This window comes from Mesorhizobium sp. M7D.F.Ca.US.005.01.1.1, assembly GCF_003952545.1.
In the GTDB taxonomy this organism is placed as follows: Bacteria; Pseudomonadota; Alphaproteobacteria; order Rhizobiales; family Rhizobiaceae; genus Mesorhizobium; species Mesorhizobium loti.
In genome coordinates this window covers 6,577,346-6,589,395 of the sequence record NZ_CP034453.1, presented here as the reverse complement: position 1 = coordinate 6,589,395, position 12,050 = coordinate 6,577,346, and the positions used below count along the sequence as shown (strand labels likewise).

At 61.9% G+C, this 12,050-nt stretch carries 12 protein-coding genes; 7 read left to right on the top strand and 5 right to left on the bottom strand.

Annotation, left to right across the window (positions count from 1 at the left end):
* From EJ076_RS32005 to EJ076_RS31995, 3 genes are all read right to left on the bottom strand, one after another.
* Nucleotides 1–708, bottom strand: a complete 708-nt coding sequence (locus tag EJ076_RS32005; RefSeq protein WP_109658717.1) for a hypothetical protein — start codon at nt 706–708, stop codon at nt 1–3.
* Nucleotides 705–1,085, bottom strand: coding sequence for a hypothetical protein (locus EJ076_RS32000; protein WP_109661125.1), 381 nt, complete (start codon nt 1,083–1,085; stop codon nt 705–707). The genes EJ076_RS32005 and EJ076_RS32000 overlap by 4 nt, the downstream gene beginning before the upstream one ends.
* A gap of 125 nt (nt 1,086–1,210) precedes the next feature.
* On the bottom strand, nt 1,211–3,415 hold the full coding sequence (locus EJ076_RS31995) for a caspase family protein (RefSeq protein ID WP_126070558.1): 2,205 nt from the start codon (nt 3,413–3,415) through the stop codon (nt 1,211–1,213).
* Between the two features lie 248 nt (nt 3,416–3,663).
* Here EJ076_RS31995 and EJ076_RS31990 point away from each other — a divergent pair, with 248 nt between their 5' ends.
* Nucleotides 3,664–4,068 (top strand): Fur family transcriptional regulator, encoded by a 405-nt coding sequence (locus EJ076_RS31990; RefSeq protein WP_027043292.1) that lies wholly within the window; start codon nt 3,664–3,666, stop codon nt 4,066–4,068.
* 8 nt (nt 4,069–4,076) lie between these two features.
* On the opposite strand, the gene EJ076_RS31985 is transcribed toward EJ076_RS31990, so the two are convergent.
* On the bottom strand, nt 4,077–4,628 hold the full coding sequence (locus EJ076_RS31985; RefSeq protein WP_126070557.1) for a hypothetical protein: 552 nt from the start codon (nt 4,626–4,628) through the stop codon (nt 4,077–4,079).
* A gap of 1 nt (nt 4,629) precedes the next feature.
* The gene (polA, locus tag EJ076_RS31980) at nt 4,630–7,587 is read right to left on the bottom strand and encodes a DNA polymerase I (protein WP_164548916.1); all 2,958 of its coding nucleotides are present in this window, start codon (nt 7,585–7,587) and stop codon (nt 4,630–4,632) included.
* Nucleotides 7,588–8,007: 420 nt separating this feature from the next.
* On the opposite strand from polA, the gene EJ076_RS31975 reads away from it, so the two are divergent.
* From EJ076_RS31975 to EJ076_RS31950, 6 genes are all read left to right on the top strand, one after another.
* Nucleotides 8,008–9,393: a M20/M25/M40 family metallo-hydrolase gene (locus EJ076_RS31975; protein WP_126070555.1), complete on the top strand. Its 1,386-nt coding sequence runs from the start codon at nt 8,008–8,010 to the stop codon at nt 9,391–9,393.
* A gap of 124 nt (nt 9,394–9,517) precedes the next feature.
* Nucleotides 9,518–10,138, top strand: coding sequence for a ribonuclease D (locus EJ076_RS31970; protein ID WP_126070554.1), 621 nt, complete (start codon nt 9,518–9,520; stop codon nt 10,136–10,138).
* Nucleotides 10,139–10,222: 84 nt separating this feature from the next.
* Nucleotides 10,223–10,423 (top strand): hypothetical protein, encoded by a 201-nt coding sequence (locus tag EJ076_RS31965; protein ID WP_109661129.1) that lies wholly within the window; start codon nt 10,223–10,225, stop codon nt 10,421–10,423.
* A gap of 238 nt (nt 10,424–10,661) precedes the next feature.
* A complete protein-coding gene (locus EJ076_RS31960) occupies nt 10,662–10,916 on the top strand; it encodes a GlsB/YeaQ/YmgE family stress response membrane protein (protein ID WP_056594910.1) in 255 nt (84 codons plus the stop codon).
* Nucleotides 10,917–10,941: 25 nt separating this feature from the next.
* Nucleotides 10,942–11,088, top strand: a complete 147-nt coding sequence (locus EJ076_RS31955) for a hypothetical protein (protein ID WP_013529552.1) — start codon at nt 10,942–10,944, stop codon at nt 11,086–11,088.
* Nucleotides 11,089–11,118: 30 nt separating this feature from the next.
* Nucleotides 11,119–12,033, top strand: coding sequence for a hypothetical protein (locus EJ076_RS31950; protein WP_126070553.1), 915 nt, complete (start codon nt 11,119–11,121; stop codon nt 12,031–12,033).
* Nucleotides 12,034–12,050: the final 17 nt, after the last annotated feature.

Sequence of the window (12,050 nt, the reverse complement as noted above, 5' to 3'; positions counted from 1 at the left end):
CTATTTGGCTTCGGCCGTGGGCGGCCCATTGCGCACATAGACCTCGATTGCCGAGGCGAAAGTGGGCGACCCCGCCTTGCGCTGCTTGTCTATGTAGCCGGCAAAATAACTCCAGAACGAGACGGCGTAGTCACGGAAATAGGCATCGGTCACTTTGCGCGAACACAGGTCGCCGTCGACGCAGAAGGACAGGCGGTTGAGGAAATAGACGATGCGATCGAAATTCTCGCTGAAATCGGCGAGCGGCATGTCACCACCGGAGGCGGTCATCGCCTCGATGCCGATCCGTTGCCGGAACACCTGCTCCTCGGTCGGCGAGGGGTTGGCGCTGAGCAGATTGTCATATTTGGCGTTGAGGGCCGTCAGACGATCCTTCAGGGCACGCTGCGCTTGCTGGTAGTCCTTGTTTTCCCAGAGTTCGACCAGTGACATGGTCTGCTCGACGCGCTTCTGCTCCTGGTTGGCCAGGAACTGATAGATCGAGAACATCAAGGTGAAGATGATGGCGAGACGAACTGCCAGGCCCGACCAGGCATAGATCAGCATGCGCCAGTCGCGGTCGGTGAAGGGATTGCTCTCCTTCTTGATCTCGTGGCTGCTCGGCCACGGAAAGCCTTCAGTGGTTTCCGGCAGCGCCGGTTTGCCGGCCGGCGCCTTTGCGGGCGCGGCTGCTGCTGTTTGCCTGGTGTTGCCCGCCGGTTTCTTCATCCGCAGGTGTCCAGTTCAATGGTGGCGGAGGGATCAAGCACGATGCCTGGCGCCTCCAGCTTCTTTTTCAGGCATTGCAACTGCAGGCGCGAAATCATGAACTGTACGTCGGGCTCCGCCGCCCCCTTGTTCGGTGACGGCAAGGCTTCGACGACGCCGCGCGAGGCGCAGTTGCTGAGATCGACGACAACGGCGCCGCTGCCGCTTTTGGCGATCTGGTCGTACTGATCGAGAAAACACGTCGCCAGTTCCGAGTTGGTGACGATCTGCTTGACGCACAGGCCGCAGGCCTCGTCAGCCGAAGCGTTGGCGATCAGCAACAGGCTGCCGGCAAGGCCGGTCACCGTTCCACGCCAGGAAAACACAGAATTCTTCACAATCGATCCTATCCGTTTCATCCGACCGTCATGCGCCAAGGCTGCGGCCGGGAATGTTCTCATATCGCACCGATCGCGCAAGAGCCGGCGCAACATGGCCGTGAGGCTTTGGCGCCGGCATCCGCTCAGGCGCGTGGTACCGTTTCCATCGGGAAGATCATCACCGCGCCTTTCGGCCCACTCTTGTCGGCAAGCCGCATCACCGAGCGGGTTGCCGGCGCCATACCGAGATCGGTCAGCATGTCGGAGAAGCCGGAGGAGCCTGTTCCGCGTGTCGCCGAGGCGACGCCGTCCTGCGCCAGGAAGCCCAGATCCTCCTTCTCGCTCTCCGGCGGCGCCTCGGTCAAAACCGCGATCATCCGTTCCATGCCGAAGCTGGTGTCGGTGAAGGCCAGCAGCCCCTCCTCGAGCGTGGCCTGCGGGGCGAGGCGTTCGGCAACGATATGAGTGATCGAATAGTCGCTGCCGACATAGAGCACGTTGATGTCGACCAGAAGGTCCGAGCTGTTCTTGGCCAGCACATGCACTTCGTCGCCCGGCCAGACGCGCGGCACCACCGAAGCCTGCAGCGGTTCGAGGCCATCCTTGTCGCGACGTTTGACCTGGAACTGGACGTCGACGTCCTCGGGCTTGTAGTCGGAGGCCGCCGCCAGCCGCGAAAGCCCGGTGGCGCGGAAGATGGTGCGCAGGTTCCTGGTCGTTGCCTCGACCAGCTTCTGGCGGTCATCCATGTGGATGATGATCAGCGGCGGCTTGCCGCCGTCCTTCAAGGTCACGTCGCCCGACGCCGGCAGGAACCACAGCGCCGGCTTGTCGGTCGCATCCTTGGCGGCGCCGGGAACAGCATTCTCGCGCATCACCGCAAAGCGAAGCTCGGCACTTTTGCCGGGCTCGACCAGCTCGATGGTGAAACCCGTCTCCTTGGCCGTGGCCAGTTCGTCGAGAACCGAATTGACCAGCGCGGTTTCCTTCTCAAGTCCCTTGATGGCAGCCGGACGTGCCACGACGAGCTTGTAGTCGACGGCGATCTCCGCCACCCGCGCATAGGCATTGGCGGGAATGTCGGCGACTTTGAGCGCCGGCTTCTTGTCGAACTCGACCGGCTTGACGCGGCTTTCCAGGTTCTTGGCTGACTGCACTTCGAGATAACCGACCGCGTCGGAAAGTGGCGACAGCGCCGAAGGCAGTATGGCGAGCTTGCTGCCGGGGGTGAGGCGGTGCAGCAGCCCGGCGCCGATCGTCGCCTCGCCATCTTTGATGACGACAGGCCACTGCATGACCGCGTCGGTCTTGTCGGTGCCGAACACCCGCGCGTCGAGTTCGCCTTCGAACAGCGGCGTCGGCCGGGTGCGGCTGTCGGCCGAATATTGCTGCAGCACGGCCTGGCCGAGCTGGCGATAAGTGACGTTGGGATTCTCGGCCAGTTTCGACAGAATGGTGAAGGTGAATAGGCCGAACCGGGGCGCATCCGCCGTGCCCTTGGGCAGCGGCATTTCCGGCGTCGTCTCCACCGTCTGCGCGGCATAGAAGGCGACCAGCTTGCCCTTGGTGATCGGTTCGCCGCCGGTCGGGGTCAGGTTGAAGGCGGGCTTGCGCGTGCCGTTGTCGTCGACGCCGCGCGAGCCGGCTGCCGAGGTCACCTCGTCATAGGCCTTGATTGCAGCGGCCCGCTCCGCCTCGTTGCCGCCGACCAGGTCGGCGAACTCGACCTTGCGCTCCAGCTCGTCATCGACTTCGACGGCGCGGGTCGCAGTGCCGGAATGGCAGCAGTCGAACAGGGCCCAGACGAAGGCGCCCTTGTTGCGGATGGCGTCGAGCGCGTCGCCGATTTCGTTGTCGACCAGCGCGTTCGGCACGCCGGCATCACGGTTGATCCACTTTTCGATGTCGACGGGCAGGAAGATCTCGTCGAGCCCGTCTGTCTCATCGCCCTTGACCCTCTGCGGTTGCTGGGCGCCATGACCGGACAGATGCAGGTAGACGAAATCGTCGTGCTGAACCTTGGCTGCGAGGTCGGCGAGTGCCGCCTTGATTGCCGCATGGGTCGGCAGGCCACTGGCGCCGGGAACGTCCTTGGCGAGCAGCGTAACGTTTTCCGGCGCGAACCGCACCGGGTCGGGCACGTTCTTCAGGAGATACTCGTGCACCAGGCCGGCATCGTTCTTCGGCCCGATAAGCCAGTTCCTCTGCGGCAGGGCAGGATATTCGGTACAGGCCACCAGCAGGGCATGGTAAGTGCGCGATGCGGCCATGGCCCGGAACGACACCATGCCGGCCATCGTCACCGCGGACGTGCCGACCAGCAGCGTCCGCCGCGTCAATTTGATCATGATTGCTTCCCCAAGCCCGATCGAATTTCCAAGCGCGGCAACTCTTGCCGAAGATTCTGTCAGTATTTTGAATGTTGCATCGGAGAGCAACCTGCCTGTTATCCCAATCCGGTTGATGATAGCGGTCTCTTCCGGGCAGATGTTGGAAACAGTAGCAAAAATGCCTGTTCGTCGCTATCTGGGTGGGACAGGGATCGTTTGCGCGCGGAAATGATGCGCGAGCGACGCAAGACGAGTGGATCAGGACCATGGCGGCAAGGGATGTGCTGACGAAGAACCAGGTGTGCGTGCTCGAAAAGCTTGAGGCCGCTAGCGGCCCGCTCAGCGCCTACACCTTGCTTGACCAACTGCGCGAGCGGGGCTTTCGTGCACCGCTGCAGGTCTATCGGGCGCTCGACACGCTGGTGAAGTCCGGCTTTGTGCATCGGCTGGAGAGCATCAACTCCTTCGTCGCTTGTGCCGAGCCGCACGACCACAGCCACTCGATGACCGCTTTCGCCATCTGCGACACATGCGGGCAGGTGACCGAAATGTCCGACCACGATGTCGGCCACCAGTTGGACGAATGGGTGCGCTCCACCGGCTTCGCCGCCAAGAAGGCGGTGATCGAGTTTCGCGGGACGTGTGCCAAGTGCCTGGCCGAAGCAGCGTGACTGCTAATTCAAAACAGCATTGCTAGGTTTGCAAATGTGACGGCCGAGGGCGACGTCCTGATCCTCACAAATACAAACGATACGCTAGGATCGTTCGAATCTAGGTATGGTGCTAGCGAGGCAGTTACCTCTTTTACAGAGCTATCGTCGTCCATTACGCAGTACCAACGAGTGTCCGGCTCAAGGCTTGCAATAAGTTCGCCTTTTTGAGTAGGTGCGCGAAGGGCGTCGATTATTCGCTTTACTCGATTGTCCAAATCGCCGCTGCTGATAACCGCCTGCTGCTGCGGAAAACCAGTCAGTAGATTGATTTCTAGTTTCACACCGACGCCGATCGCCTCACTGTAAAATGGAACGAACAGTTGGTCGCCGACTTTGCGCAGAAAGTTCGGTGCCTCTGCAGCGAAATTCGAATCTTCCCATTTTTTGAGGATTGCGAAAGGCTCTTTGCCCCACAGCTTCACCAACTGGCCATGGAAGCTCCTTCGCATGGCCCAAATCGCGTCCAGGCTGCTTTTTTTCGAAGGAATTTGGCCGCGGTAGGTGAGATAGATGTCCACCTCAATGCGCCTCGTCCCAGTTGTTGGCGGCGCGCGCGTCGACATGTAGCGGCACCGACATCGATACCGCAGGCATCGCCGCGTTTTCCATGACATGACGCACGACCGGGATCGTCGCCTCGACTTCGGCCTCGACGGTCTCGAAGATCAGTTCGTCATGCACCTGCAGCAGCATGCGTGCCGAAAGGTCTGCTTTTTCCAGCGCCTCCTCCATGCGGATCATGGCTCGGCGGATGATGTCGGCGGCGGTGCCTTGCAGGCGGGCGTTGATAGAGGCGCGCTCGTTGAAAGCGCGCAGCGACGGGTTCGACGAGCGGATGTCCGGGTAATGGATGCGGCGCCCGAAGATGGTTTCGACGAAGCCGTGCTCGCGAGCGTAGGCCTTGGTCTCCTCGATGTAGTCGCGGATGCCGGGGAAGCGCTCGAAGTATTTCTTGATGTAGTTGCTCGCTTCCTCGCGCGGGATCGACAGCTGGTTGGCGAGACCGAAGGCCGAAATGCCGTAGATGATGCCGAAATTGATCGCCTTGGCGCGGCGGCGGACTTCCGAAGGCATGCCCTCGACCGGCACATTGAACATTTCCGACGCAGTGATAGCGTGGATGTCGGCGCCGTCGGCAAAGGCCTGCCGCAGTTGCGGAATGTCGGCGACATGGGCGAGGACGCGCAACTCGATCTGGCTGTAGTCGGCCGAGACCAGCCGATGGCTCTTGTCGGTGATGAAGGCGGTCCTGATCTTGCGACCTTCGGCGGTGCGCACCGGAATGTTCTGCAAGTTCGGGTCGGAGGATGACAAGCGTCCCGTCGTCGTCGCGGCCAGCGCGTAGGAGGTGTGGACGCGCTTGGTGTCGGGGTGGATGAAGCCTGGCAGCGCATCGGTATAGGTCGACTTGAGCTTGGTCAGCTGGCGCCAGTCGACGATCTTGCGCGGCAGTTCATGGCCCTCGGCGGCGAGGTCTTCGAGAAGTTGCGCCGAGGTCGACCACTGGCCGGTCTTGGTTTTAGAGCCACCGGGCAGACCCATGCGACCGAACAGGATGTCGCCGAGCTGTTTTGGCGAGCCGATGTTGATGCGCTCGCCGATGAGCTGGTAGATTTCCTCTTCCAGCCGGGCGGCGCCCTGCGCCAGTTCGCCCGAGAGCCGCGACAGGATCTGACGGTCGACCGAGATGCCGCGCTGTTCCATGCGCGCCAGCACCGGCACCAGCGGCCGTTCCAGCCGCTCATAGACCGACACCAGCCCCTTGGCGGCGAGCCGCGGTTTCAGCACCAGCCAGAGCCGCAGCGTCATGTCGGCGTCTTCGGCGGCATGAGCGGTCGCCTTGTCGATGTCGACCTGATCGAAACCGACGGAGCTTTTGCCGGAGCCGGTGACGTCCTTGAGCAGGAGAGGGGTATGACCCAGCCATTTCTCGGCAAGCGAGTCCAGGCCGTGACCATGGGGCGTGCCGGCATCGAGCACGTAGGAGATCAGCATGGTATCGTCGAACGGTGCGACATCGATGCCGTAGCGGCTCATGACGACAAGATCGTATTTCAAGTTCTGCGCGATCTTGAGAACCGACCTGTCTTCCAGCAGCGGTTTCAGTAGGGCCAGCGCCTCGCGGAGAGGAATCTGGTTTTCGACCACGCCGCCGCCGAGCAGGTCACCGTTGCCGCTCTTGTGGGTGAAAGGAATGTAGGCGGCGCGGCCGGGCGCCGTGGCGATGGATATGCCGATCAACTCGGCTTGCATCGGATCGGCCGACGTCGCCCTGACGTCGAAAGCGGCAAGGCCAGTGCCGGTTGCCTCCGCGACCCAAGCTTTCAAGGTCGTGACATCGCGGATGCAGTGATAGGCTGATGTATCGATCTTGCGGGTGGCCGCACGCTCCAGCCGCAGCGCGGCGAGCAGGGAAGGGGTGTCGCCGCTGATGGGTTTCTCGGTGCCCGGCGCCCCGTCTGCCGCGCCGTCTTGGCCGGTCCCGGCAGGTCGCGGCTCGCTGGAAGCTCCAGCACCGACATCGGGGCCATGCGCGTTATCGGCGCGCTCGACGGTCACCGCGACGGCCTGGACGTCACCGACCTCGGTGCTGGTCGCCTCCGCCACGCGGCGGGTCAGCGAGGTGAATTCCATCGTCTTGAGGAAGCCGATCAGCTTCGGTCCGTCCGGCGCATGCAGGACGAAATCGTCCAGCCCCTCGGCCACCGGCACGTCGTTCATCAGCGTCACCAACTGACGCGAAATACGCGCCTTGTCGGCGTTGGCGATGATGGATTCGCGCCTCTTGTCCTGCTTGATCTCGCCGGCGCGGGCCAGCAGCGTGTCGAGGTCGCCGAACTGCTCGAGCAGTTGTGCCGCCGTCTTCGGCCCGATGCCGGGCACACCAGGCACATTGTCGACGGAATCGCCGGTCAGTGCCTGCAGGTCGACCATTTTCTCCGGCGGCACGCCCCATTTCTCGATGACCTCCGGAATGCCGATCTGGCGGTCCTTCATCGGGTCGTACATGCCGACCGTGTCGCCGACCAGCTGCATCAGGTCCTTGTCGGAGGAGATGATGGTGGTGTCGCCGCCTGCTTCACGGGCAAGCCTGGCATAGGTGGCGATCAGATCGTCGGCCTCGTAGCCTTCGATCTCGATGCAAGGCAGGTTGAACGCCCTGGTCGCCTGGCGGATCAGGCCGAATTGCGGGATCAGGTCTTCCGGCGGGGCCGAGCGGTTGGCCTTGTATTCGGGGTAGAGGTCGTTGCGGAAGGTTTTCGACGAATAGTCGAAAATGACGGCGAAATGCGTCGGCACAATGCCTACATCGGTGTTGCGGGCGTCGAGCATCAGCTTCCACAGCATGTTGCAGAAGCCGGAAACGGCCCCAACCGGCAGACCGTCGGATTTGCGGGTCAGTGGCGGCAGCGCGTGATAGGCACGGAAGATGTAGCCGGAGCCGTCGATAAGGAAGAGATGATCGCCTTTTTTCATGTCGGCAGGGATAGCGCGGCGCGGCGGCTTGGTCCATGCCAAAGGCGGCTTCAAATATCGGTTCCGGCAACACCCTGACAGACCGCTGACAGGCCACCCCGCTCACGGCCATGTTACAAAAGTGTAATTTTCGTGCCCTTGAATCGCCACGTTCAAAGACACAAATAAAGGCCATCGGCAGTTTTCGCCGAGTCCGGAGCAAGGCCCGTCCCCCGCCTATCCCGGACACCTGCGGCAGCCTATCCCCCTCTCCGGGCTGCCGCATCGTTTCGAGTAGAAGGCCGCCGTGGTTCCCCCTCCACCACGGCGGTCTTTTTTTACCTCAGACAGACGTTTGCAGCCCGTGGTCCAACGATCGCGGGCTTTTCGTTTTCCTGTCCTGCCTTTACGGTTCCGGTTCTGAATCGAAAGGCTTCACACATGTCCGCAGTTTCCCCTGTCCTCGACCGTCTCGACAAGAATCTCGACCAGAGCCTCGAACGCCTGTTCGGCCTGCTCAGGATCAAGTCGATCTCAACCGATCCGGCCTATGCCGCCGACTGCCGCAAGGCGGCGGAATGGCTGGTGGCCGAACTCAAGCTGATCGGCTTCGACGCCAGCGTGCGTGATACGCCGGGACACCCGATGGTAGTCGCCCATCACGACGGGCCGGCGGGTGCGCCGCATGTGCTGTTCTATGGTCATTACGACGTACAGCCGGTCGACCCGATCGAATTGTGGGAAAGCGATCCGTTCGCGCCCGCGGTCAAGGAGGTCGGACCGGACCACAAGGTGATCACGGGACGCGGCTCGGCCGACGACAAGGGCCAGTTGATGACCTTCGTCGAGGCTTGCCGCGCCTGGAAGCAGGTGCACGGCAATCTGCCCTGCCGCATCACCATCCTGTTCGAGGGCGAGGAGGAATCCGGCTCGCCGTCGCTGAAGCCGTTCCTCGAGGCCAATGCCGACGAACTCAAGGCCGATTTCGCGCTGGTCTGCGATACCGGCATGTGGGACCGCGATACGCCGTCGATCTGCGTCGGATTGCGCGGGCTGGTCGGCGAGGAGATCACGATCAAGGCCGCCGACCGTGACCTGCATTCCGGCCTCTATGGCGGTGCTGCCGCCAACCCGATCCGCATCCTGGTCAAGGTTTTGGCCGATATCCACGACAAGGACGGCCATATCACCATTCCCGGCTTCTATGACGGGGTCGAGGAAACGCCGTCGCAGATCCTGAAATCCTGGGAGACGCTTGGCGAGACGGCCGAGACGTTCCTCGGACCAGTCGGCCTGTCGATCCCGTCGGGCGAAAAGGGGCGCTCGGTGCTGGAACTCACCTGGGCGCGGCCGACGGCCGAGTTCAACGGCATCATCGGCGGCTATACCGGCAAGGGCTTCAAGACGGTGATCGCGGCGGAAGCCTCGGCAAAAGTCTCCTTCCGCCTCGTCCACAAGCAGGATCCCAAGAAAATCCGAGCGGCGTTCCAGAAATTCGTCAAGGAACGGATTCCGGCCGACTGTTCGGTAGAATTCCATCCGCATGGCGGCTCGCCGGCAATCCAGCTTTCCTACGATTCGCCGTTCCTGGCCAAGGCCAAGGATGCGCTGTCCGACGAATGGCCGAAGCCGGCGGTGACGACGGGCAGCGGCGGGTCGATTCCGGTGGTCGGCGACTTCCAGACCTATCTCGGCATGGAATCGCTCCTGGTCGGGTTCGGCCTCGACGACGACCGCATCCACTCGCCCAACGAGAAATACGAGCTCAGCTCCTTCCACAAGGGCCAGCGCTCCTGGGCGCGGATTCTCGATGCCGTGACGCGCTGAGCGGCGGGACCCTCGTTTTCCTGTTGATTTTTCAGCGGATCGCGGCGAGGACGGGCCACAAGACAAAAGCGCTATAGCGTCCCTTGCGGGTCAAGGGACGCGCAAGGCTCGACCGGAGAAGACAATGGCCGACATCCGTTTCCACAAGCATGATCTGCCCGACCTCTCGCACTACAATGTCGGGGCAGTGGCCATCGACACCGAGACGCTGGGGCTCAACCCACATCGCGATCGGCTGTGCGTGGTGCAGATTTCGCCTGGTGACGGCAGCGCCGATGTCATCCAGATCGCGCCCGGCCAGAAGAAGGCGCCGAACCTCGTCAGCCTGCTGAGGAACCGCGGCATAGCCAAGCTGTTCCACTACGGACGCTTCGACCTTGCCGTGCTCTACAATGCGTTCGGCGTGATGCCCGAGCCGGTGTTCTGCACCAAGATCGCCTCGCGGCTGACCCGCACCTACACCGACCGCCACGGGCTGAAGGACATCTGCTTCGAGCTTCTCGGCGTCGGCCTGTCCAAGGCGCAGCAATCGTCAGACTGGGCGGCCGAAACGCTGTCGCCCGAACAGCTCGAATATGCCGCTTCCGACGTGCTCTATCTGCACCGGTTGCGCGATGTGCTGGCCGGACGGTTGGCGCGCGATGGGCGGACCAAGGAGGCCGATGCCTGCTTCCGCTTCCTGCCGACGCGTGCCAAACTCGATCTGATGGGCTGGGATGAAGAGGATATCTTCGCCCATAGCTGACGGTCGTCTCCGCGAGCTGCTGCCGATGGCCGGTTGGAACCAGATGCAGGCTGCCGCGTTTTGTCGGCTCAAATGGGGGATGACATGACGGACAGAAAGTCCATAGCGACCGCGCCGACCGACGGCTCCAAGGTCTCTGTCACGTGGAAGGACAGCGACGGCGTGATCAACGAATCCATCGCACAATATCGCGACGACGGCTGGTGGGTCTACACCGACAGTCACACGCAAAAGAAGGTCGAGCCGACCAGTTGGCGGCCTGCTGCAAGCGACGGTGACGATTAGAGCAGTTCACCGTTTCACGGAAACGGCGAGCTGCTCTAACTCTTTGTTTTGACGCAATTCTCTAGGGAAAGCGCTACGCGCTTTTCCCGGGAAAACCGCTTTACACTTCTCCTGGAATTACTCTAGTGAGCGCGCCGCTGGCGAGGCCGGCCGCTTTCGAATAGCCTGAAGCTGTTGATATCGAGGCCGATTCGGAGCTTTCCGTTCCGCCGTCGCCTCTTGCTCGGAGGAAATCGCTATGGGTGTCGAAAGCCTGCTCGTCTTCATCATCATCGGTGCCATCGCCGGCTGGCTCGCCGGTCTTATCGTTTCCGGCTTCGGCTTCGGTCTGATCGGCAACATTATTGTCGGTATCGTCGGCGCGTTCATCGCCGGCTGGCTGTTTCCACGGATCGGCTTCTCCATCGGCGGCGGCATTCTCGCCTCGATCATCCATGCCACCATCGGCGCCATCATCCTGCTGGTGCTGGTCAAGGTCCTGAAACGAGCCTGAGGCTCGACAACGCAAAGAGCGCGCCATGAAACAGAATACGCTCTATCTCGTCATTGGCGCGCTCGTCGTCGTGGTTATCGCGCTCGGTATCTATGTCTATCGCGAGCAGACCAAACCCAAGGGCGTCGAGCTCAAGATCGACGACAAGGGCATATCGATCCAGCAGAACTGAACCGTCGATCGGTGGATGCGGGAGCGCGACATGGTGGCTTCTGACGCTCCGGGAGACGTCGATCAGCCCAGGATTACCGTTGCGGAATGGGAGAGGCTGAACAGGCCGCCAAGGCGCGAGGCACTGTTACGCTATCATTGGCGGGTATTTTGCTTCCTGAGGACATCCGCGCCGGTCAGCGAATTGCAGGGGCGAGAGCAGGCTTTCCGCGATGCGATCATCGCTAGCGTGGCCTTCAACCGGCCCGACGTGATCGAATGGCAGATCCACCTCGTGCGCCGACACCTGGCCGAGCGCGACAGCTACATCGTCTTCGACAACAGCAAGAAGGACGAGGCAAGGGAGGCAATCCGCGACCTTTGCCGCCGCCAGCATGTCCCTTATGTCGCGTTGCCGAGGAACAGGCTGGTCGTCAGCAGGTCGCACGGTCAAGCGCTCAACTGGATCGTGCGGAATTTCTTGCCCAGGTTCGGGCCGAAGCTCTTCGGTTTCATCGACCATGACATCTTTCCGACTGAACCATTTTCGATCCGCGCCCGGATGGAGGGCAAAAGCCTCTACGGCAGCGTGCGGCGCGATACACCGACGCCGGGCGGCTGGTTCCTGTGGCCCGGTTTCTGTTTTTTCGACGGAAGCCTGCTGCGGCGAAGGCTGGATTTCGCCCCCAGCTACAAGTTTCATATGGATTCCGGCGGCGGCAACTGGCCGGTGCTCTACAGGTCGATCGATCCGGCGCTGGTTCGGTTCGCTGAAAACAAATCGCTTCGCTTCGGCGCGGGACATGATCAATCCGAGGATTTTTTCATGGTGGTCGATGGCTGGCTGCATGTGACGAACGCCTCGAACTGGAGACGACAGCAGGTTGACAGGGGCGAACACATTCTCGCGCTGTTGCGGCAAGCCGGCGGTCCCGACCAGCCGGATGTGAAGTTCGAGCCTATCTGAACGAGACATCAAAGCCG

What these genes read in the sequence shown, in the direction of transcription:
- EJ076_RS32005 (WP_109658717.1), bottom strand. Translation starts at nt 708, where the DNA reads ATGAAGAAACCGGCGGGCAACACCAGGCAAACAGCAGCAGCCGCGCCC.
- EJ076_RS31960 (WP_056594910.1), top strand. Translation starts at nt 10,662, where the DNA reads ATGGGTGTCGAAAGCCTGCTCGTCTTCATCATCATCGGTGCCATCGCC.
- EJ076_RS31990 (WP_027043292.1), top strand. Translation starts at nt 3,664, where the DNA reads ATGGCGGCAAGGGATGTGCTGACGAAGAACCAGGTGTGCGTGCTCGAA.
- EJ076_RS31995 (WP_126070558.1), bottom strand. Translation starts at nt 3,415, where the DNA reads ATGATCAAATTGACGCGGCGGACGCTGCTGGTCGGCACGTCCGCGGTG.
- EJ076_RS31970 (WP_126070554.1), top strand. Translation starts at nt 9,518, where the DNA reads ATGGCCGACATCCGTTTCCACAAGCATGATCTGCCCGACCTCTCGCAC.
- EJ076_RS31965 (WP_109661129.1), top strand. Translation starts at nt 10,223, where the DNA reads ATGACGGACAGAAAGTCCATAGCGACCGCGCCGACCGACGGCTCCAAG.
- EJ076_RS31950 (WP_126070553.1), top strand. Translation starts at nt 11,119, where the DNA reads ATGGTGGCTTCTGACGCTCCGGGAGACGTCGATCAGCCCAGGATTACC.
- EJ076_RS31975 (WP_126070555.1), top strand. Translation starts at nt 8,008, where the DNA reads ATGTCCGCAGTTTCCCCTGTCCTCGACCGTCTCGACAAGAATCTCGAC.
- EJ076_RS31955 (WP_013529552.1), top strand. Translation starts at nt 10,942, where the DNA reads ATGAAACAGAATACGCTCTATCTCGTCATTGGCGCGCTCGTCGTCGTG.
- polA (WP_164548916.1), bottom strand. Translation starts at nt 7,587, where the DNA reads ATGAAAAAAGGCGATCATCTCTTCCTTATCGACGGCTCCGGCTACATC.